This is a genomic window from Agromyces sp. NPDC058110 (assembly GCF_042884735.1).
Classification (GTDB): Bacteria; Actinomycetota; Actinomycetes; order Actinomycetales; family Microbacteriaceae; genus Agromyces.
In genome coordinates, this window is the sequence record NZ_JBHVTI010000006.1 from 290,289 (window position 1) to 312,754 (window position 22,466).

15 protein-coding genes are annotated in these 22,466 nt (G+C 70.6%); 12 read left to right on the top strand and 3 right to left on the bottom strand.

The genetic code is table 11. The annotated features are described in order from the left end of the window. Positions 1–2: 2 nt before the first annotated feature. Genes ACFVS8_RS16410 through ACFVS8_RS16420 form a run of 3 tightly spaced genes read left to right on the top strand, consistent with a single transcriptional unit; the run spans position 3 to position 4,731 of the window. Positions 3–917: a carbohydrate ABC transporter permease gene (locus tag ACFVS8_RS16410; RefSeq protein WP_387064561.1), complete on the top strand. Its 915-nt coding sequence runs from the start codon at positions 3–5 to the stop codon at positions 915–917. After that, complete coding sequence (locus ACFVS8_RS16415) at positions 914–3,640, top strand: family 78 glycoside hydrolase catalytic domain (protein WP_387064564.1); 2,727 nt, start codon at positions 914–916, stop codon at positions 3,638–3,640. The genes ACFVS8_RS16410 and ACFVS8_RS16415 overlap by 4 nt, the downstream gene beginning before the upstream one ends. Further along, the gene (locus tag ACFVS8_RS16420; protein WP_387064567.1) at positions 3,637–4,731 is read left to right on the top strand and encodes a family 43 glycosylhydrolase; all 1,095 of its coding nucleotides are present in this window, start codon (positions 3,637–3,639) and stop codon (positions 4,729–4,731) included. Before ACFVS8_RS16415 ends, ACFVS8_RS16420 begins: the two co-directional genes overlap by 4 nt. On the opposite strand, the gene ACFVS8_RS16425 is transcribed toward ACFVS8_RS16420, so the two are convergent. Continuing rightward, positions 4,629–6,953 carry a heavy metal translocating P-type ATPase gene (locus ACFVS8_RS16425; RefSeq protein WP_387064570.1) on the bottom strand — a complete coding sequence of 775 codons (2,325 nt, stop codon included), beginning with the start codon at positions 6,951–6,953 and terminating at the stop codon, positions 4,629–4,631. The two genes, ACFVS8_RS16420 and ACFVS8_RS16425, sit on opposite strands and share 103 nt — an antisense overlap. 103 nt (positions 6,954–7,056) lie before the next feature. On the opposite strand from ACFVS8_RS16425, the gene ACFVS8_RS16430 reads away from it, so the two are divergent. Both ACFVS8_RS16430 and ACFVS8_RS16435 read left to right on the top strand, forming a co-directional pair. Then, the gene (locus tag ACFVS8_RS16430; RefSeq protein ID WP_387064573.1) at positions 7,057–7,482 is read left to right on the top strand and encodes a Fur family transcriptional regulator; all 426 of its coding nucleotides are present in this window, start codon (positions 7,057–7,059) and stop codon (positions 7,480–7,482) included. A gap of 121 nt (positions 7,483–7,603) precedes the next feature. Beyond that, entirely contained in the window at positions 7,604–9,100 is a 1,497-nt protein-coding gene (locus tag ACFVS8_RS16435; RefSeq protein WP_387064576.1) for a catalase, read from the top strand. 171 nt (positions 9,101–9,271) lie between these two features. Here ACFVS8_RS16435 and ACFVS8_RS16440 read toward each other — a convergent pair whose 3' ends face one another. Then, entirely contained in the window at positions 9,272–10,375 is a 1,104-nt protein-coding gene (locus ACFVS8_RS16440) for a hypothetical protein (RefSeq protein ID WP_387064579.1), read from the bottom strand. A 167-nt stretch (positions 10,376–10,542) separates the two neighbouring features. Between ACFVS8_RS16440 and ACFVS8_RS16445 the strand changes: the two genes are divergently transcribed. Beyond that, positions 10,543–10,935: a YybH family protein gene (locus tag ACFVS8_RS16445; protein WP_387064582.1), complete on the top strand. Its 393-nt coding sequence runs from the start codon at positions 10,543–10,545 to the stop codon at positions 10,933–10,935. A 4-nt stretch (positions 10,936–10,939) separates the two neighbouring features. On the opposite strand, the gene ACFVS8_RS16450 is transcribed toward ACFVS8_RS16445, so the two are convergent. Then, positions 10,940–11,584, bottom strand: a complete 645-nt coding sequence (locus tag ACFVS8_RS16450; RefSeq protein ID WP_387064585.1) for an RNA polymerase sigma factor — start codon at positions 11,582–11,584, stop codon at positions 10,940–10,942. A gap of 81 nt (positions 11,585–11,665) precedes the next feature. Between ACFVS8_RS16450 and ACFVS8_RS16455 the strand changes: the two genes are divergently transcribed. From ACFVS8_RS16455 to ACFVS8_RS16480, 6 genes are all read left to right on the top strand, one after another. Further along, positions 11,666–12,673: a LacI family DNA-binding transcriptional regulator gene (locus tag ACFVS8_RS16455; RefSeq protein WP_387064587.1), complete on the top strand. Its 1,008-nt coding sequence runs from the start codon at positions 11,666–11,668 to the stop codon at positions 12,671–12,673. A gap of 260 nt (positions 12,674–12,933) precedes the next feature. Next, the gene (locus tag ACFVS8_RS16460) at positions 12,934–14,151 is read left to right on the top strand and encodes an extracellular solute-binding protein (RefSeq protein WP_387064590.1); all 1,218 of its coding nucleotides are present in this window, start codon (positions 12,934–12,936) and stop codon (positions 14,149–14,151) included. Between the two features lie 132 nt (positions 14,152–14,283). Then, entirely contained in the window at positions 14,284–15,909 is a 1,626-nt protein-coding gene (locus tag ACFVS8_RS16465; protein ID WP_387064593.1) for an ABC transporter permease subunit, read from the top strand. Between the two features lies 1 nt (position 15,910). Continuing rightward, positions 15,911–16,858 (top strand): sugar ABC transporter permease, encoded by a 948-nt coding sequence (locus tag ACFVS8_RS16470; protein ID WP_387064596.1) that lies wholly within the window; start codon positions 15,911–15,913, stop codon positions 16,856–16,858. Between the two features lie 140 nt (positions 16,859–16,998). Next, entirely contained in the window at positions 16,999–19,422 is a 2,424-nt protein-coding gene (locus ACFVS8_RS16475) for a TIM-barrel domain-containing protein (RefSeq protein WP_387064599.1), read from the top strand. A gap of 111 nt (positions 19,423–19,533) precedes the next feature. After that, a complete protein-coding gene (locus ACFVS8_RS16480; protein ID WP_387064601.1) occupies positions 19,534–22,452 on the top strand; it encodes a glycosyl hydrolase family 28-related protein in 2,919 nt (972 codons plus the stop codon). Positions 22,453–22,466: the final 14 nt, after the last annotated feature.

The window sequence follows — 22,466 nt, forward strand, 5'->3', positions numbered from 1 at the left end:
CCGTGTCCGCCACCACCGACTTCCGCCCCGACGAGCTGCACACCGTGGCCATCTCGTCGCCCCGGGCGCCGCGCTCCCGCCGAGGGGCCCGCGACTTCTTCGCCCGCCTGCCGCTTCGCACGATCATCGCGGTGCTGCTCGTCATCGAGATCTACCCGATGGTCTGGATGTTCCTCGGATCGTTCAAGAGCCAGTCCGAGTTCCTCAACGAGCCGTTCTGGTCGCTCCCCTCCTCGTGGTCGCTCGACAACTACGTCGAGGTGTTCACGACCGGCAACTTCGGGCAGTACATCGTCAACAGCGTGATCGCGGTGTTCCCGTCGCTGTTCTTCATCCTGCTGTTCGGCGTCGCGGCCGGCTTCGCGCTCGAGGTCATGGTCTGGAAGGGCCGGGGTCCGGTGCTGCTGCTGTTCCTCGCCGGCATCATGGTGCCCGCGCAGATGATCCTGCTGCCCCTGTTCACGATCTACTTCCGCACCGGCCTCACGGGCAGCCTCTGGCCGCTCATCCTGACGTACACGGCGATCGGCCTGCCGCTGACCGTGTTCATGATGGCGACGTTCTTCCGCACGGTTCCGCGCGAGATCTTCGAGGCGGCGACCCTCGACGGGGCGAGCATGCTCCGCGCGTTCTGGAGCGTCGGGCTCCCGCTCGTGCGCAACGCGATCTTCACGGTCGGGCTCGTGCAGTTCTTCTTCCTCTGGAACGACCTGCTCATCGCGCTGACGTTCACGACGAGCAGCAACCTGCGCACGATCCAGGTCGGCCTGCTGAACTTCACGGGCCAGTACGGCGCCGTGCAGTACGGGCCGACGTTCGCGGCGATCGCGGTGAGCGTGTTCGGCACGCTGCTGCTGTACCTGTTCCTCAACCAGCAGGTCATGAAGGGCCTGACGGCTGGGTCGGTGAAGGGATGACGCGGCAGCACGTGCTCGTGCAGGAGGTCTGGCTCGAGAACCGCCGTGGCCTCGACGGCCTCGGCATCGGCGAGACGCGTCCGCGCCTGTCATGGGTCGCCACGGCGACCGCGGCCGCGTGGGAGCTCGAACTGCTGCGCGATGACGGCACGGTCGAGCACGCCGTCTCGACCTCGGGCTCGACGAGGCTCGTCGAGTGGCCGTTCACTCCGCTGGCCTCGCGACGGGGCGGCCTCCTGCGGGTGCGGGCTGCGCTGGCGGATGCCGCGTGGGGCCCGTCGCTGCGCGTCGAGGCCGGCCTGCTCGACCGGGCCGACTGGGCCGTGCCGTTCGTCTCGCCGTCGACGGCGGAGCCGGCCGGATCGGCCGCCGAACTGCGCCCCGGCTACCTGCTGCGCGCGACGTGGGATGCGCGCGAGCTCGGCGTCGATCCGGCCCGCATCAAGCGCGCACGCGTCTACGCGACCGCGCACGGCGTGTACGAGCTCGAGCTCAACGGGTCGCCCGTCGCCGAGGACCTGCTCTCGCCGGGCTGGACGAGCTACTCGCACCGTCTGCGCACGCAGACCTACGACGTGACCGACGCGCTGGTCGACGGGCGGAACGCCATCGGCGCGTGGCTCGCCGACGGCTGGTACCGCGGTCGCATCGGCTTCGACGGCGGCCTGTGGAACGTGTACGGGACCGACGTCGCGCTGCTGCTCCAGCTCGAGCTCGTGCTCGACGACGGACGTCTCGTGCGCGTGCCCCTCGAAGACGCCTGGTCGTGGCATCCGTCGCCCATCACGCAGGTCGGACTCTACGAGGGCGAGCGCCACGACGCGCGCCTGCTGCCCGCCGGCTGGAGCCTGCCCGGGTTCGACGACGGCGAGTGGTCGGCGCCGGCCCTGCTGCCGCTCGACGGGTTCGACGCGCAGCTCGAGCCCCCGACCGGCCCGCCCGTGCGCGTCATCGAGGCTCTGCGACCGCAGTCGGTCGAGCGGCTCGAGGGCGGTCGCATCCGGTTGGACTTCGGCCAGAACGTCTCTGGCAAGCTCCGCATCGCGGTCGACGGGCCCGCGGGTCACGCCGTGCGTCTGCACCACGCCGAGGTGCTCGAGAACGGCGCCCTCGGCGTCCGTCCGCTCCGGGCCGCGGTCTCGATCGACGAGTACGTGTGCGCGGGCGGTGGAGTCGAGAGCTGGTCGCCGCGGTTCACGATCCACGGGTTCCGCTACGCCGAGCTCGAGAACTGGCCCGGAGACCTCGACACGGTCGACGTCGAGGCGCTCGTCGTGCACACCGACCTGGTGCGCACCGGATGGTTCGAGAGCTCGCACCCCGCCCTGAACCGGCTGCACGAGAACGTCGTGTGGAGCATGCGCGACAACTTCGTCGACCTGCCGACCGACTGCCCGCAGCGCGACGAGCGACTCGGCTGGACCGGCGACATCCAGGTGTTCGCGCCCACGGCTCTGCGGCTCTTCGCCGCGCACGGCACCCTCTCGGGCTGGCTGCGCGACGTCGCCGCCGAGCAGGCCGAGCAGGGGCACGTGCCGAACTTCGTGCCGTGGATCGAGTGCGGGTTCCCGAACTTCCCCACCGCCGCATGGGGCGACGCCGCGGTCATCGTGCCGTGGGAGCTCTACCAGCACGACGGCGACCTGCGCGTGCTCGTCGACCAGTACGACAGCATGCGCGGGTGGGTCGACCTGGTCGACCGGCTCACGGGCGGTACCGGGCTCTGGAACACCGGATTCCAGCTCGGCGACTGGCTCGATCCGGCGGCACCGCCCGACAACCCGGGCCAATCGCACACCGACAAGCACCTGGTCGCCACCGCGTACCACGTGCGCACCGCGCGGATCATGGCCGAGACGGCTGCCCTGCTCGGGCGCGCCGACGACGAGGAGCGGTATCGCCGCATCGCCGAGCGCGCGCTCGCCGCGTTCCGTTCCGAGTACCTGTCACCGGCCGGGCGCATCGTGAGCGACACCCCGACCTCGATCGCGCTCGCGCTCATGTTCGACCTGTTCGCGAGCGAGGAGCAGGAGCAGCGCGCCGGCGAACGCCTCGTCGAACTCGTCGCGGCGAACGACTTCCGCATCAGCACGGGCTTCGTCGGCACGCCGATCATCTGCGACGCGCTCGCGAAGGCCGGGGCGATGGATGCCGCGTACCACCTGCTGCTGCAGGACCAGCTGCCGTCGTGGCTCTACCAGGTGGGCATGGGCGCGACGACGATCTGGGAGCGCTGGGACAGCATGCTGCCCGACGGCACCGTGAACCCCGGCGACATGACGTCGTTCAACCACTACGCGCTCGGCGCGGTCGCGGGCTTCATGCATCGGGTGATCGCGGGCCTCGACACGGCCTCGCCCGGAGGCGACCAGCTGCGCATCGCCCCCCACCCGGGCGGCGGGCTCAGGCACGCGTCGGCGAGCCACCTCGGCCCGCTCGGGCTCGCGACCTCGTCGTGGCGACGCGAGGGCGAGTTGTTCACCCTCGACGTGCTGATCCCGGTCGGGGCCACCGCGCGCGTGCACCTGCCCGACGGCAGCGAGGTGCGGGGCCTCGGCGCCGGGGCCCACACCTTCACGTGCGTCGTGCGGGACGCGGCATCCGACCCGTCCCGACCCCGGCAGCGCTGGCGAGGCGGGCCGCACCAGGACGACGCCGCGCCCGCGGCATCCGTCACCGCATCTCCCGTGGAAACCGGCGAGACCGTGGCGAGCCCCTCATGACGAACGACCGCACCCTCGAAAGGACGCACGTGCAGCACTCGATCCGACCCGGACAGCCCTGGCTCGACACCGACGGCAACCGGATCCACACCCACGGCGGGTCGATCATCGCCGTCGGCGACACGTTCTACTGGTACGGCGAGAACAAGGAGAAGACGGCGCCGGGCAACGGCATCTGGCACTGGGGCGTGCGGGCCTACTCGTCGAAGGACCTGTACAACTGGCAGGACCTCGGCACGATCCTGTCGCCCGTGCTCGACGACGAGACCCACCCGCTGCACCCGGCGCAGCTGGCCGACCGGCCGCACATCATCCACAACGCCGAGACCGGCAAGTTCGTGTGCTGGGTCAAGGTCATGCACCGCAACGGCGAGCAGCGCTCGAGCGTGTTCACGGCCGACGAGATCACCGGCCCCTACGAACTCGTCACCCGCAGCATCAAGCCGCTCGGCATGAACGCGGGCGACTTCGACCTCGTCGTCGAGCCGTCCGACGGCAAGGCGTACTACATCTTCGAGCGCGTGCACAGCGAGCTCATCGTCGCCGACCTGACCGACGACTACACGGATGTCTCGGGCTACTACTCGACGCACTTCCCGCGGTTGCAGCCGCCGTTCGTGCGCGAGGCCCCGGCGTACTTCCGCCGCCACGGCCGGCACTACCTCGCGACGTCGGGCACCACGGGGTACTTCCCGAACCCGTCGGAGTTCGCGGTCGCCGGGTCGTACCACGGGCCGTGGACCGAGCTCGGCGACGCGCACCCCGACGACGAGTCGCGCACCTCGTACCGGTCGCAGATCTCGTCGATCTTCAAGCACCCGCACCGGCGCGACCTGTACATCGCGATCGCCGACCGCTGGATCGTCGACCCGCCGGCCGACCTGCCCGACATCCCCGCACTGTTCGAGCGGGTGTTCGACGTCGACCACGAGGGCCCGCGGGAGTGGGGCGCGATCGACCTCGGCGAGCCCGACACGTCGCTCGCCGACTACGTGTGGCTGCCGATCCGGTTCGACGGCGACCGCCCGTACATCTCGTGGCGCGACGAGTGGACGATCGAGGAGTTCGAGCCGGTCGAGCCGCAGGGCTGAACGGGCCGCGGCGCCGGGTTGCCCTCGGCGCCACGGCTCAGCGCTCGAGCACCGCGCGTGCTCGCCTCGGGCGACAGGTCGAGGCGGCGCAGGAACTGGGCGTTGACCGCCACGACGATGGTCGACAGCGACATCAGGATCGCTCCGACGGCCATGGGCAGCACGAACCCGATGGGCGCGAGCACGCCCGCGGCGAGCGGCACCGAGATGAGGTTGTAGCCCGCGGCCCACCAGAGGTTCTGCTTCATCTTGCGGTAGCTCGCGCGCGACAGCTCGATGACCGAGAGCACCGAGCGCGGGTCGTCGCTCGCGAGGATCACGCCGGCGGAGGCGATGGCGACATCCGTTCCGGCACCGATCGCGATGCCGACGTCGGCCTGCGCGAGGGCGGGCGCGTCGTTGACGCCGTCGCCGACCATCGCGACGTGGTGCCCCTCGTGCTGCAGCTCGGCGACCTTGGCGGCCTTGTCTTCAGGGCGCACGCCGGCGAAGACGCGGTCGATGCCGAGGTCTGCGGCGACCGACTGCGCGACGGCCTCGGCGTCGCCCGTGATCATGACGACCTGCACGCCGAGGCGGTGCAGCGCGTCGACGGCCTCGCGGGACTCGGGCCGCACCTCGTCGGCCAGGGCGAGCGCGCCGATGACCTCGCCGTCGGCGAGCACGTGCAGGATGATCGCGCCGTGCTCGCGCCAGTCGGATGCCGCGGCGAGCTCGTGCTGCGCATGGCGCGCGAGCATGCCCGGTCCGCCGACGGCGATCGAGACCCTGTCGACCGTCGCCGTGACGCCCTCGGCCGCGGAGGCCGTGAACCCGCTCGCGCGCGGAACGACGAGCTCGCGCGCGGCGGCCGCCTGCACGATCGCCTTCGCGAGCGGGTGCTCGCTGTCCTGCTCGGCCGCAGCGGCGAGGGCCAGCACCTCGGCCTCGGTGCGCGGTGCGACGGGGGCGACGTGCGTGACGGTCGGCTCGCCCTTGGTCAGTGTGCCGGTCTTGTCGAACAGCACGGCCGAGACCGTGCGCATGCTCTCGAGCGCCAGGCGGTCCTTCACGAGCACGCCGCCCTTGGCCGCGCGCTCGGTCGCGATCGCCACGACCAGCGGGATCGCGAGACCGAGTGCGTGGGGGCACGCGATCACGAGCACCGTGATGGTGCGGATGACGGCGTCGTCGGGCTGCCCGAGGAGGGTCCAGGCGATCGCGGTCAGCACGGCGGCGCCGAGCGCGAACCAGAACAGCCAGCCCGCGGCCGTGTCGGCGAGGCGCTGTGCACGGGACGTCGAGTTCTGCGCCTCGGCGACGAGGCGCTGGATGCCGGCGAGGGCCGTGTCGTCGCCGACCGCCGAGATGCGCACCCGGATCGCCGTGTCGGTGGCGACCGTTCCGGCGACGACCTGGTCGCCGGGGCCGCGGCTGACCGCTCGGGACTCCCCGGTGATCATCGACTCGTCGACGTCGGCGGTGCCCTCGGCGACCACGCCGTCGGCGGGAACCCGGCCGCCCGGGCGCACGATCACGAGGTCGCCGACGACGAGGTCGGACGGCGCGACCGCGACCACGGCGTCGCCCTCGATGCGCTCGGCCTCGTCGGGCAGCAGCGCGGCGAGCGACTCGAGCGCCGACGAGGTCTGGGCGAGCGAGCGCATCTCGATCCAGTGGCCGAGCAGCATGATGACGATGAGGAGCGCGAGCTCCCACCAGAAGTCGAGCTCGTGATGCAGGATGCCGAGGCTCGCGCCCCACGACGCGAGGAACGCGACCGTGATGGCCAGCGCGATGAGCAGCATCATGCCGGGCTTTCGGGCCTTGAGCTCTGAGACCGCTCCGGTGAGGAACGGGCGTCCGCCCCAGACGTACATGACCGTGCCGAGCACGGGAGAGATCCACGCCACCCACGCGGCATCCGGCAGTGGATAGCCGATGATCGACGCGAACATGCCGCTGAAGCCGATGACGGGCATCGCGACCGCGAGCATGATCCAGAACAGGCGGCGGAACTGGCCGACGTGGTCGCCGTGGCCTGCATGGCCGCCGCCGCCGTGGCCGGCGTGCATGTCATGCCCTGCGTGGTCGGCGTGGGCCGTGTGCTCCGCGTGCATGTCGTGCCCGGCGTGCATCTCGTGCCCGTCATGCCCCCCGTGCGCATCGTGTTCCGGATGCCCCATGGGGGCCGTCATCGTGTGCTCGGCGTGGTCGTGCTCGTGTTCGCGGCGCTCGTCCATGTCTCCAAGGTATACCCCTAGGGGGTATCGTGCAAGCGATTCGGGCAGGCCGACGGCCTGTCGGTGTTTTGAGTAATTCAAAATACCGAGTACGGTCGAAGACATGGAGACCACGCTCGACTCGGCATTGCGCAGTGCCGGGCTGAAGGCGACCGCAGGCCGGGTCGCCGTCCTCGAGGCGCTGGACTCCATGGCGCACTCGAACGCCGAGCAGGTGCTGCGGGCGATATCCCGCGACCTGCCGACGACGTCGATCCAGTCGGTGCACAACATCCTCGCCGACCTGACCGCGGCGGGCCTGATCCGCCGCATCGAGCCGGCCGGCTCCGCGGCGCTCTACGAGCGTCGCATCGACGACAATCACCACCACGTCGTCTGCTCCCGGTGCGGGGCCGTCGCCGACGTGGACTGCGTCGTCGGCCACGCACCGTGCCTCACGCCCTCGACCGCGTCCGGATTCGCGATCCAGACGGCCGAGGTCACGTTCTGGGGCCTGTGCCCCGACTGCCAGGCGACCGCCGCCGAGTAAGCGCATCGCACCACGCCGCCCGCCCGGGCGGTCCGTTCGTCGCGCCCCGAGAACGGATGCCGCGGCATCCGTTCGCGACACCGTCACGGGGCGCGATCTCCCTACCGAACAAAGGAGCACCATGCACGAGCACCACACGACCACCCAGACCGGAACCCCGGTCGGCAGCGACGCCCACTCGCTGACCGCCGGCCGCGACGGCGCAACGGCGCTGCACGACCGCTACCTCGTCGAGAAGCTCGCGCAGTTCAATCGCGAGCGCATCCCGGAGCGCATCGTGCACGCCAAGGGCGGCGGCGCGTTCGGCGAGTTCACCGTGACCGAGGACGTCTCGGCCTACACCCGTGCCGCCGTGTTCCAGCCGGGCGCGGTCAGCGAGACGCTGCTGCGCTTCTCGTCGGTCGCCGGCGAGATGGGCTCGCCCGACACGTGGCGCGACGTGCGCGGCTTCGCGCTCAAGCTCTACACGACCGAGGGCAACCTCGACATCGTCGGCAACAACACCCCGGTGTTCTTCATCCGCGACGCGATCAAGTTCCCCGACTTCATCCACTCGCAGAAGCGCCTTCCGGGCTCGGGCCTCCGCGACGCCGACATGCAGTGGGACTTCTGGACCCTCTCGCCCGAGTCGGCCCACCAGGTCACCTACCTCATGGGCGACCGCGGCCTGCCGAAGTCGTGGCGCCACGTCAACGGCTACGGCTCGCACACGTACCAGTGGATCAACGCCGAGGGCGAGCGCTTCTGGGTGAAGTACCACTTCGTCGCGCGCCAGGGCGTCGAGAACATCGACGGCATCGAGGCCGAGGCCATCGCGGGCGCCGACGCCGACTACTACCGTCGCGACCTCTACGAGGCGATCGAGCGCGGCAAGCACCCGACGTGGGACGTCAAGGTGCAGGTCATGCCCTACGCCGACGCCGCGGGCTATCGGTTCAACCCGTTCGACCTCACGAAGGTGTGGCCGCACGCGGACTACCCGCTCATCCCGGTCGGGCACTTCACGCTGAACCGCAACCCGCAGAACCACTTCGCCGAGATCGAGCAGGCCGCGTTCTCGCCCGCGAACCAGGTGCCAGGCACCGACATCAGTCCCGACAAGATGCTGATGGCGCGCGTGTTCAGCTACCCCGACGCGCAGCGCTACCGCGTGGGAACGAACTACAACCAGATCCCGGTCAACGCCCCGCACGCGGCGCCCGTGCACAACTACTCGCAGGACGGCGCGCAGCGTCACCACTTCAACGCGCCCGGCGCCCCGGTGTACGCGCCGAACAGCTTCGGCGGCCCGGTCGCCGACCCGGCGCGTGCCGGCGAGGGCTCGTGGGAGTCCGACGGCGAGCTCGTGCGCGCCGCCGCGACCCTGCACGCAGAAGACGACGACTTCGGCCAGGCGGGCGCCCTCTACCGCGAGGTCTTCGACGATGCCGCCCGCGAGCGGTTCCTCGACACCATCACGGGGGCTGTCGGCGGCGTGCAGCGCGACGACATCCGCGAGCGCGCGATCCAGTACTGGACGAACGTCGACGCCGACCTCGGTGCGGCGCTCCGCATTGCCCTCACGACAGGGGCCGAGACGCCCGAGGCCGCGGTCGAGCCGGTCGGCACCGCGAGCTAGGCGATCGTCACTGCAGGGTGTGGATGTCGCGAATCCGCGCCCTGCGGTCGGCGCTCGCCCAGGATGGCGGCCGCTCGCAAGCCGGGCATCGGCCGCCGTGGTTGTCGGACGGCACGCGTCTCGAGGGAAGTCCCGCACCGCCGCATCACGATCGCCCGCCCGACGGGCTGCTCACAGACCCCAATAGTTCGCGGTCGATGAGCCGTACTCGTTGCTGGCGACCACCACGATCGAGACGAACGGACGTTGTTCCACTCCAGTGGGGCACGTGCGCGGAATCCTGACGGTCCCCGCAGATGCCCCGCCCGTCACGATCTGAGTGAAACCGGCCGTCGCCAGCGACGGATCGGGCGACAACGCGTAGGAGATGTCGACGGTATTGCCCTCCCGTGCCTGCCACTCGAAGTCGATGTGGATGACCTGCCCGGGCGCGACGTCGTCGCAACTCTCGAGCTCCCACGGGTTCATGCCGAGGACGCCCGGATCGAGGGCTCCGTTCGGTTGCCAGGTGGTCGGCTCATCGCCCGAGCCGCCCTCGGGCGCGCCGTCGGCCGCACTCCGCTCGTCCGCCTCGGCCGCACTCCGTTCCGCCGCCGCCGCCGCCGCGGCGTCTGCAGCAGCTTGGCCGGCAGCCTGCGAGGCGACGACGGCGTCCGACGCTTCCTTCACGCGGGTCAGCACGACCCGAGCGTCGAAGGATGCGTCCATCGCAGCGACCGCTGCCATGAGTTCGTCCTTCGACGCAGGGTCGGCGAGGGGGCTCGCGCTGAGCAGCGCCTCCGCTTGGCGCGCGGCACTCGAGACGAGCTGCTCCATCGCGGTGACGAGTGCCTTCATCGCGGACGTCATCTCCTCGACTCCCCCGCTCGCGATGGCGAGGGAGAGGTCCACTCGTGCGGTCTCGAAGGCTGCAGCTGCATCCGGGCTCACCGCGTTCCCGAGTGACGCACTGAATCCGGCCCAGTCGGCATTGACCTCGGCCGCGGATTCCTTGGTCTCACCGAGCACTTTCGCGGCCTCGGCGGCCAGCCTCAGCTCAGCTGCGGCCTCGGTCTCGGCGAGTTCGCGGGCGAGCCTCCGGTCGTTCTGGTCGACTGCCGCAGCGGCAACCGGCACGGCGACGGCGCCGAGCACGATGACGGCTGCGGACACCAAGGATGTGACCTTGGCCCAGGTCGGCAACCGGCCGAACGTCGTGGCGAGCGTCACGCGAACGACGATTCGGAGGATTTTCGACTCATGGGGACCAAGCATGGCATCTGCGGCGAAGCACACGTAGCCCCGACCGACTCCTGAACGCGCACGCTCCTGGGTGCGGGGAGGTTGTGGGTTCGAGCCCCGCTGCGCCGAGGACTCGTTCGAGATGTCACGACGCCGCGGAGGCCGTCGTCCTTCACGGTGGGGCCCGCATCGGGTGGGCTCCACAGTGAAAGGACCGCAGCATGACCAGCACCGTCGCGACCCCCGTCGCCGCCCTCGACCAGCTCAACCTCGCGTTCGCCGAACGCTTCAACGCCCGCGACCTCGACGGCCTCATGGCGCTCAACGCGCCCGACGTCGTCTTCGTGCCCGCGCCGGGTCAGCCCGTGCAGGGCGAGTCCGCCGTGCGCGGCGCGCTCGAGCAGTTCCTCGGCCTCGCCCTGCCGATCACGATGACGGTCCGCCACGTCTTCCGGAGCGGTGACACCGGACTCGCGATCGCGGACTGGAGCATCACGGGCACCGCGCCCGACGGCTCCGACGTCGCGCTCGCCGGAACGACGGCCGACGTCGCGGTGTTCGACGAGCAGCACGGCTGGCGCTACGCGGTCGACAACCCCTTCGGCACCGCCTGAGCGGTCAGCCGACGGATGCCGCGGACATCCCCGATTCGCGGCATCCGGCCAGCGCCTTGCGCGCACGCGCGATGCGCTGCCTCGCGGTGTCGATGCTGATGCCGAGCCGCTCGGCGATCTCGGCGGCCGGCATCTCGTCGGCGACGCTCATGAGCAGGGGGCGGCGGAGTGACTCCGGCAGGGCGTTGATGGCCTGCACTGCCGCGTCGAGGATCACCCGCGTCTCGACGCTCTGCGACACGTTCACCGGGTCGGCGACCTCTGCGCCGGCCTCGAGGGCGATGCTCGGGCGTCGCATGCGCTGCCTCGCGAGGTCGATCGCCGCGTTGCGGGCGATGGTGTCGAGCCACGAGCACATCTTGCCGGTCTCGTCAGGCGCGTGCAGGCGCTCGATCGACCGCCACGCGCGCAGCAGCACGGTCTGCGCGACGTCGTCGGCGTCGTCGAGCGGCACGCCGAGCGAGATGCTGCGCCGTCGCAGGCGCTGGGGGTCGCCCGCGATCATCGCGACGAGCGAGGCGCGTCGGCCGTCGTCGACCGGGCCGTCGACGTGCGTGCCGTCGACGTGCGTGCCGTCGACGTGCGAGCCGTCGACGACCGGGGCGTCGACCTGCGGGTTCGCCGTGCGCTGGGCGGGGGAGTGCGGCATCCGATCAGGATATGCTGCGGCGTTCGACGGGGGAATCGCGGCTTCGTCGCCCCGAGTCCGGCGTCACCGTAAACTGCGACGGTGGCGAGCAGACTGAGCGATGTGGCGCGGAAGGCGGGCACGAGCCCCGCGACCGTGAGCCGCGTGTTGAACGATCGGCCCGGAGTGTCCGAGGCGAAGCGGCAGGCCGTGCTCACCGCGCTCGACGTGCTCGGATACGAGCGCCCCTCCAGCCTGCGGGGCGACCGACCCCGGTTCGTGGGACTGGTGATGCCCGAGCTGCAGAACCCGATCTTCCCGGCGCTCGCCGAGCTCATCGGCGGCACGCTCACGCAGAACGGGTTCAGCCCGCTGCTGAACACGCAGAACACGGGCGGCATGACCGACTCGGACTTCGTCGAGCTGCTGCTCGAGCAGCAGGTCAGCGGGGTCATCTACCTCGCGGGCGTGAACCCCGACGGCGCGGCGGCGCGGCCGCACTTCATCCGCCTGCAGGAATCCGGGCTCCCGACCGTCGTGATCAACGGCACGGTCGACGCGCTCCCGTTCCCGACGGTGTCCACCGACGACGTCGCGGCGGCCGAGCAGGCCGTGACGCACCTGCACCAGCTGGGCCATCGCCGCATCGGGCTGCTCATGGGCGGCCGCGGCCACCTGCCGTCGCAGCGCAAGGTGTTCGGCGCGCAGCGCAAGCTCGCCGAGCTCGACTGCGAGGTCGACGACGCGCTCGTCGTGCGGGGCATGTACTCGATCGAGGCGGGCCAGGCCGGTGCGGCGAAGCTGCTCGGCGTGGGCGCGACGGCGATCGTCTGCGCCTCCGACATGCTCGCCCTCGGCGCGATCTGGGCCGCACGGCGCGCCGGGCTCAGGGTGCCAGAAGACGTCTCGGTCGTGGGCTACGACGATTCGCAGCTCATGAGCTTCATCGATCCGCCGCTGACGACCGTGCGGCAGCCGATCGATGCGATGGGGCGCGCGGCGTTCGACCTGCTGATGGCGCAGATCGAGGGCACCGACGAGCCCGTCGGCGAGCTGCTGTTCGAGCCCGAGTTCGTGCTCCGCAGCTCCACTGGGCCCGTGCGCGCCTGATTCTGCGAGGCGGTCGCCGCGACATCCGGCAGCCGGCATCGGCATCCCGAATCGCCATCCGACATCCGGCATCCGGTCGGGTGCCGCGCGACGCTTCTGCGCGCGCGTTCGAGGCTGATCGCTGGAACAAGCGAATGACGCCAATGGAATCTTGTGCAGAATGAGTGAAATTCCTTTCCAAATCTCGAGAACGCCGCTATCGTGAGATCACTCAGTCCCGCTGACCCCCGGCGGGTGACGAACTCGAAGAGGAGTGGATGATGCGAAGGAGCATCACGATCATCGGCGCGGTCGGCGTCGTGCTGGCGCTCGCCGGCTGCGCGGCCGGCTCGGGCGGCACCACGAGCGCGCCGGAAGAAGACCAGACCCTGACCCTGTGGGTCGATCCCAACCGCGCGGTCGAGATGAAGCCGCTGGTGGCCGACTTCAAGGAGAAGAGGGGCGTCACGGTCGAGCTCGTCGAGAAGGCGGTCGACAAGATCGGGCCCGACTTCGTGGCCCAGGTGCCGACCGGCGAGGGCCCAGACATGATCATCTCGGCGCACGACGGGCTCGGCGAATGGATCAAGAACGGTGTCGTCGCACCCATCGAGCTCGGTGACGTCGTCGACGACTTCGTGCCGGTCGCCACGGCCGCCATGGCGTACGACGGCCAGTACTACGGCGTGCCGCTCGCGATCGAGAACGTCGCGCTCGTGCGCAACAACGCCCTCCTCAAGGAGACCAAGGCGACGACCTTCGACGAGCTGATCGCCGAGGGCCGCACCGCCGGCACGGAGTTCCCGGTGCTCATCCAGCAGGGCGAGTCCTCCGACCCGTACCACATGTACCCCCTGCAGACCTCGTTCGGGGCGCCGGTCTTCAAGCAGAACCCCGATGGCTCGTACACCGACGAACTGGCGATGGGCGGTGACGAGGGGCACGCCTTCGCGAGCTACATCGCGAAGCTCGGCCAGGAGGGCGTGCTCGACATCGCCGTCGACGGCGCGATCGCCGGCCAGGCGTTCGGCGACGGCAAGTCGCCGTACATCATCACCGGCCCGTGGGGCATCCCGGGCATGGAGGAGGCCGGCATCGACTTCACCGTGCTGCCGGTTCCGAGCGCAGGCGGCGAGCCCGCCCAGCCGTTCGTCGGCGTCTCGGGCATCTTCATCTCGTCGAAGTCGAAGAACCCCGTGCTCGCCAACGAGTTCGTCGTGAACTACATGGCGACCGAGGAGGCGCAGGACCTGCTGTACGACTCGAGCAAGCGCAGCCCCGCGCTCATCGCCTCGGCCGACAAGGTCACCGACCCGGTGATCGCCGGCTTCAACGCCGCGGGCGCCGAGGGCGCGCCGATGCCCGCGATCCCCGAGATGAGTGCCGTGTGGGGCTTCTGGGGCACCGCCGAGGCTCAGATCATCGACGGCCAGGTCGACCCGATCACCGGGTGGGACACGATGGTCGCCAACATCCAGGACGCCATCGACAAGGGCTGATCGCGCGACGCCGCCTCCGTGTGCTCACGCGTACGGAGGCGGCGTCTCCGCCGGGAACCGGATGGGGCAGATCTCGCACCCGACCGGCGACGCCGTCACGACATCACCCGCTCGAACCGCACCGAGGATCGCATGACCATCTCACCTCCATCCGCGCGCCCGGCCGAGACGCCGGCGCCCACCGAGCCCGGTGCCGGCACGCCGGCTCCGCGTCGACGCCTCGACTTCGGCGGCCCTCGACGCTCCACCGGCTTCTGGGTCAAGCTCGTGCTGGTCGCCGTCGCGAACGCGTTCGGGCTCTCCGGCATCCTGTCGGCGTGGGCGGTCGGGCAGTGGGCGATCCTGATCTTCCTCGTCGTCACCCTCGCGTTCGTCGACTGGGCCTACATGTCCCGACGGGCGGTCGCGGCGAAGTACCTCGTGCCCGGCCTGATCTTCCTCGTCGCCTACCAGATCTTCGCGATGGCCTACACGGGCTACGTCGCGTTCACCAACTACGGCGACGGGCACAACTCGACGAAGCAGGATGCGATCGAGCAGATCTCGGCGCAGAACGAGGTGCGCCTCGACGGGTCGCCGACCTTCCCGCTCACGGTGCTCGCGCAGGGCGACGTGCTCGGCTTCGCGGTGGTCGACGGCGGCCGCGTCGAGGTCGGGTCGGCCGACCGGCCGCTCGAGCCCGTCGACGACGCGACCGTCGAAGGCGGCCGGGTCACCGCGGTCCCGGGATGGGACGCGCTCACCTTCCTCGACGTCGCCGACCGGCAGGCGGAGGTCGTCGCGCTGCGCGTTCCCATGTCGGACGACCCGGCCGACGGGTCGGTGCGAACCCAAGACGGCTCGTCCGGGTTCGTCGCGGTGCCCGTGCTGCAGTACGACGCCGAGACCGACACGTTCGTGAACACCGACGACGGCACGGTCTACCACGCCAGCGAGACCGGCAACTTCGTCTCCGACGACGGCACCGAGCTCACCCCGGGCTGGCGCGTGGGCGTCGGATTCGCCAACTTCACGTCGATGGTCACCGACCCGCGCATGGTCGGCCCCTTCGCCGAGATCTTCACCTGGACGTTCGTGTTCGCGCTGGTGTCGGTCGTGTTGACCTTCGGGCTCGGCATCTTCCTCGCGATCGCGTTCAACGACCCGCGGCTGAAGGGCCGCAAGGTGATCCGCTCGCTGCTGATCCTCCCCTACGCCTTCCCGGGCTTCCTCTCGGCACTGGTCTGGGCGGGCATGCTGAACGACCGGTTCGGATACATCAACGTCGTGCTGCTCGGCGGCGCGGACATCCCGTGGCTCACCGACGCCGTCATGGCGAAGGTCTCGGTGATCCTGGTCAACCTGTGGCTCGGGTTCCCGTACATGTTCCTGATCTGCACGGGTGCCCTGCAGGCGATCGACGCCGACACGATCGATGCGGCGCGCATCGACGGCGCCGGACGGTTCCAGATCTTCCGCTTCCTCACGCTGCCGTTCGTGATGGTCTCGGTGGCGCCGCTGCTGATCTCGTCGTTCGCGTTCAATTTCAACAACTTCGCCCTGATCTACATGCTGACGGGCGGTGGGCCGAACTTCGTCGGCACGCCGTACGTGGTCGGGCACACCGACATCCTGATCTCGATGGTGTACTCGGTCGCCTTCGAGAGCGGCAGCAAGCAGTACGGCGTCGCGAGTGCGCTGTCGCTGCTGATCTTCATCCTGGTCGGCCTGATCTCGTGGCTCGGCTTCCGTCGCACGCGCCGTCTCGAGGAGATCTGACATGGCACACGTCACGACAGCGGATGTCACGGGCATCACCACCGCGGATGCCACGCGCTCCTCGCCGGGCGCCGCGGCGATCGAACCCGGCGGTCGCCGCCTGAGCGGTGCGCGGTGGTGGTCGGAGATCGGATGGCGCTACGTGGTCGCCGCCGTGATGATCGTCGTCTGCGTGTTCCCGCTGCTCTACGCCCTGTCGGCCGCGCTGAATCCGGCCGGCACGCTCACGGGGTCGTACGACCTGTTCCGCGTGGTGTCCGCCGAGAACTTCGCCGCGCTGTGGGACACCCCGTTCTGGCTGTGGATGAAGAACTCGATCATCGTCGCGTCGCTGACGGCGGTCGGCACGGTGCTGATGGGCGCCGCCGCAGCCTACGCGTTCTCGCGATTCCGCTTCGCTGGGCGCAGGGCCGGCCTCACGACGCTGCTGCTCCTGCAGATGTTCCCGCAGATGCTGGCGTTCGTCGCGATCTTCCTGGTGCTGCTCGCGGTCGGCGACGTGTTCCCGGCGCTCGGGCTGAACTCGCATCTCGGCCTCGTCTGCGTGTACCTCGGCGGCGCGCTCGGCGTGAACACCTTCCTCATGTACGGGTTCTTCAACACGGTGCCCCGCGAACTCGACGAGGCGGCCAAGATCGACGGCGCGAGCCACGCGCAGATCTTCTGGCGCATCATCATGCGCCTGGTGACGCCGATCCTCACGGTCGTCGGGCTGCTGTCGTTCATCGGCACGTACAGCGACTTCATCATCGCCCGGGTCGTGCTGCAGCGCTCGGAGCAGTTCACCCTCGCGATCGGGCTCTACAACTGGGGCTCCGACGAGCGCAACGCCCCGTGGGGCCTGTTCGCCGCGGGCGCGGTGCTCGCGGCGATCCCGGTCGTGCTGCTGTTCCTCGCGCTGCAGCGCTACATCGTCTCCGGGCTCACCGCCGGGTCGACGAAGGGCTGAGCCAGGCCCGCCGCATCCGTCACCAGACAGACCAGAAGACCCGACCAGACCCGCACCGTCGCCGAAACGTCGTCGTTCGGCATCCGACCTCCCAGACGTCTGCTTCGCCGACCGCGAAACCTCCCGAGAAAGGCCCCGACTTGACCATCACCACCGCCACAACGCTGCGCACCGCCCGACCGGAGTCCGTGATCGAGGGCGAGCACTACCGATTCACGGTGCTCACCGAGCGCCTCATCCGCATCGAGTGGAGCGACTCGGGCGCCTTCGTCGACGGGCAGACGGCCGTGGTCGTCGACCGCGAGTTCCCGCCCGCCGACTTCACCGCGACCCGCAGCGACGACGGAGGCCTCGTCATACGCACGCGGTACCTCGAACTGCAGTACGACGGTCGCGAGTTCTCGTCGTCGGGGCTGTCGATCTCGCTGCACGCCGCTCCCGACATCCACTACTCCACGTGGCGGTACGGCGAGCAGATCCCGCGGCTGTACGAGACGAGGGGCAACCTCGGCGGCACGGCGCGAACGCTCGACGAGGTCGACGGCGACTGCCCGCTGGAGCCCGGCATCCTGTCGACCTACGGGTTCGAGGCACTCGACGACTCGGGCTCGGTGCTGATCGGCGACGACGGATGGCCGCGCGCACGCCCGGCGGGCGGCTGCGACCTCTACGTGTTCGCCCACGGCCGCGACTACCAGGGCGCGCTCGACGACTACTTCCGCCTCACGGGGGCACCGGCGCTCGTGCCCCGCTACGCGCTCGGCAACTGGTGGAGCCGGTACTGGCCGTACTCCGCTGGCGAGTTCCTCGAGCTCATGGACGGCTTCGCCGCGGAACGCCAGCCGTTCTCGGTCGCCGTGCTCGACATGGACTGGCACCTCGTCGACGTCGATCCCGCGATCGGCACCGGATGGACGGGGTACACGTGGAACCCCGAGCTGTTCCCCGACCCGGCCGCGTTCCTCGCCGAACTGCACCGACGCGGACTCGCGGTCACCCTGAACGTGCACCCGGCCGACGGCATCCGTCGCCACGAGGCGAGCTATCCCGCCGTCGCCCGGGCGCTCGGCGTCGACCCCGAGTCGGGCGACGGCATCGTCTTCGACATCGGCTCGCGCGAGTTCGTCGAGGCGTACCTCACCGAGGTGCACCATCCGATCGAGGAGCAGGGCGTCGACTTCTGGTGGCTCGACTGGCAGTCGGGCGGCGTCTCGCGCATCGACGGGCTCGACCCGCTGTGGATGCTCAACCACGTGCACGTCACCGACCTGCAGGAGTCCGGCAAGCGCGCCGTGACCCTGTCGCGGTACGCCGGGCCCGGGAGCCACCGCTACCCGGTCGGGTTCTCGGGCGACACCCACGCGACCTGGGCGTCGCTCGACTTCCAGCCCTACTTCACGAGCACCGCGGCCAACATCGGCTACTTCTGGTGGAGCCACGACATCGGCGGCCACATGCGGGGCCGCACCGATCCCGAGCTGACGCTGCGGTGGATGCAGTTCGGCGTGCTGTCGCCCGTGAACCGCCTGCACTCCTCGGCGAGCCCGTTCGGCTCGAAGGAGCCGAACCTGCTCGGCACCGAGCTCGGCGGCATCGCGGCCCGCTACCTGCGCCTGCGCCACGCGCTCGTGCCCTACCTCTACACGGCGGCGCACCGGGCGCACGCCGACGGCGTTCCCGTCGTGAGGCCGATGTACCACGCGCATCCGTACACCGACGAGGCGTACCTGCATCGCAACGTCTACCTGCTAGGCCCCGACCTGCTCGTCGCCCCCATCACCACCCCCGTCGACGGGGAGGCGCAGGTCGCGGCCACCGCCGTGTGGCTGCCCGAGGGCGAGTGGACCGACCTGTTCAGCGGGCGACGCTACCGCGGCGGACGCACGACGACCGTGCACCGCGGCCTCGACGAGTACCCCGTGCTGGTGCGCGCCGGTGCCGTGCTGCCGCTCGCCATGGACGCGATGGCCCCGGTCGACGAGAACCCGGCGCGCCTCGCGCTGCGGGTGTTCGAGGGAACGTCGACCTCCACGATCGTCGAGGACGACGGAAGCGCGCGCCCCCGGCCATGGACCACCGAGGCCACGCAGACGACGACCCGTCGCGACGACGGCGGCAGCGACATCCGGCTCGTGCTCGCGAGCGAGGCCGACGTGCCCGCGCGCAGGCTCGAGGCGCTCGCGTTCGACCTCGTGGGCATCGCGTCGATCGAGGGCGCCGTGCTATTCGTCGACGGCGTCGAACGGCCGATCACGCAGGTCGAGCATGCGACGGATGACGCGGCCGACCTCTCGGCTGCGCTGCGCCTCGAGGCGCACGGCGTCGACCTGCACGCTGCCGTCGAGCTGCGGGTCACGGGCGCCCGCCGCCGGGTTCGTTCCGCGAGCCGCGATGCATTCGGGCTGCTGCAACGTGCCCGGATCGACCTCGACCTGAAGGACCGCGCACTCGCGACCATCGAGCGGGCGCAGGGCATCGCGCTCGCCGACGAGCTGGCGGGCATCGGCCTGCCGCCCGTGCTGCTCGGCGCGCTCCTCGAGGTCTTCGCCACGGCGGAGGCCTGACGGCACCGCCAACCTCCCCGCGCCGCCCACCGGCACCGCCTACCCGCACCGCCCACCCACCGGCACCACCCATCGGCACCACGAACGCACCATCGATCGAAGGAGATCCTGATGTCGCACCGAACCCGCAACACCCTGATCGGGGTGACCGTCGGCGGCGTGATCGCCGCGGGCCTCGCCCTCGCACCGCCGGCGTTCGCCGCCGACCTGCCGCACGAGTACGAGGCCGAAGCGGCTGCGCTGTCGGGCGGGGCGGGCGTGAACGCGAACCACCTCGGCTACTCGGGCTCCGGATTCGTCGACGGGTTCGTGCTCGACAATCGGGGCACGGCCTCGGTGACGTTCAGTGTCGACGTACCGGCGGCGGGCGAGTACGGGCTCAACCTGCGATACGCCAACGGCCTCGGCACCGACATGACCCTGTCGCAGGTGATCGGCGACGAGGACCGGCAGATCGTGCTGCCGTCGGCCGCGGGCGCCTCCTGGAGCCGGTGGTTCGTGCACCAGGAGACCGTCGAGCTCGAGGCGGGCGTGCAGGACGTGACGTTCCGCTTCGACGACGACGACACCGGCAACGTGAACCTCGACGCGATCGCGCTCACGGCCGTCGGCGATGTGTCGACGCCCGGCGGCGGGGCGACGGACCCGGGCGAGATCCCCGGTTCCGGGCCCGACACCCGGTGGGACGATGTCGCGAACGCGCTCGCCGTGGTGCCGGCGCCGAAGCGCACGCAGGCGTACGAGGCCGAGGACGCGTTCTTCGCGAACGGCGCGACCGCCGTGGAGCGGGCCGGCCGAACCGGCGTCGACCTGACGGCGCCCCGCGCGCGGCTGGCGGTCTCGACGTTCGCCACGACCGCCCGCGCCCAGAAGGTGTCGATCCGCTACGTCAACGCCACGGCCGCGCCCGTTCGGGTGGTCGTCGGCGTCGACGGGGCGCCCGTCGGGACGATCGAGCTGGCACCCGCGCAGGACTGGCGCGAGGTCGCCGTCTCACTGCCGCTGCGCACCGGCCTCGGCACGTTCGAACTGCGGCGCACCGCCGCCGAACACGACGGGTCGGTCGTCGTCGACTCGATCGGGGTCGAGCACGCCGACCAGCCGGCGGCACGCGGAGCGACGACCGGCACGGTCGTCTACGAGGCCGAGCACGGCCGCACCACGGGCGAGATCCTCGCCCCGAGCCGCACGTTCCGCGACCTCGCCGCCGAGGCATCCGGTCGACAGGCGGTCACGCTGACCGAGACGAAGGACGCGGTCGAGTGGGTGCTGACCGAGTCCGCCGACGCACTGGTGCTGCGAGCCTCGATCCCCGACAGCGCCGACGGCACCGGCCAATCCGGCACACTGGCGCTGTACGCGGGCAAGCGGAAGATCGCCGACGTGCCCGTCTCGAGCACCTATTCATGGGTGTACGGCGGCTATCCCTACGGCAACGACCCGTCACAGGGCGGCGCCCAGCGGTTCTTCGACGACTCGCGCGCGACGTTCGCGAAGCTGCCGGCGGGCACCGTGCTGCGGCTGCAGAAGGACGCGGCATCCGGAGCGCTGCCCTACACGGTCGACCTCGTCGAGACCGAGATGCGGGCGAAGCCCCTCGCGGCTCCCGCCGGGTCGCTCGACGTGACCGCGTTCGGTGCGACGCCCGACGACGGCACCGACGACACCGCGGCGATCCAGGCGGCAGTCGATGCCGCGAGCGAGGCGGGTGTCGGCGTCTGGGTGCCCAGCGGGCGATTCACCCTCACCGAGGCGGTCAGGCTCGTGGATGTCTCGATCACCGGGGCCGGCCCCTGGTACTCGGTGCTCGCGGGCCGCGACGGCAAGGGCGGCCTGTACGCGATGGGCACCGGCGTCACGATCACCGACCTCATGATCGACGGCGATGTGCGATACCGCGACGACCGGCTCTTCGACACCGGCATCGAAGGCAACTTCGGCCAGGGATCGCTCATCCAGAACGTCTGGATCTCGCACACCAAGACCGGGTTCTGGGCCACCGCGGGCACCGACGGGTTGTACGCGGTCGGGCTGCGCGTCAGCGACACGTTCGCCGACGGCGTGCACCTCGACGGCGGCGTGGTCGACACGCGCGTCGAGCACGCGAGCGTGCGCAGCACGGGCGACGACGGCATGGCGATGTGGTCGTCGGGCGGCGCGGTCGTGCGCGGCACGTTCGCGCACAGCACCGTGCAGAGCCCGCTGCTCGGCAACGGCGCGGCCGTCTACGGCGGCGACTCCAACCGCATCGTCGACTCGGTCATCGCCGACACCCTCACCGCACCGGCCGGCATCGCCGTCAGCACGCGGTTCAACCCGGTGCCGTTCTCGGGCACGACGATCGTGTCGGGCAACGACATCTTCCGCAGCGGCGGATGGGAGCCGAACTGGAACACCTCGTTCGGCGGCATCTGGGTGTTCGCCGACACGAGCCACATCACGACGCCCGTGCTCATCGAGCACACGCGCATCATCGACTCGACCTACGAGGGCCTGCTCGTCAGCGGCAGCCACTGGGTCAACGACCTGCGCGTCAGCGACGTCACGATCGAGGGCACCGGCTCGTACGCCGTCGCGGCGCGGGTCGGCGGCGACCACCGGTTCCGCGACGTCCGCGTCTCTGGGGTGACCGAGCCCGCCGACGGCCGCAACCACCTCTGGGGCACCTTCATCGACGAGGGCGGCAACACCGGGCTGCTCGCCGCCGCGACGGCGACGTGCGCGGTGACGCAGCGCGCCACCCCCATCGTGCTCGGCGGGTACGCCTCGACCGTCACGCTGCGGAACACCGGCACAGCCGACCTCGCGCTGGGCCGGCTCGCCTGGCATGCGGGCAGCGGCGAGGCGGCCCTGCTCGCGACCAGCGGCACGCTGACGCAGAACGGTTCGCGAATCGAAATCGACCTGGGCGACAGCGTGCTGAAGCCCGGGAAGAGCCGCACGATCGTGGTCGCCGGCACGGCGAACGCGAAGACCGTCGCGAAGCCCGACGCCTTCACGCTCGACGGTCTGCGTTGCGCGACGCCGTGATCGATCCGCAACGC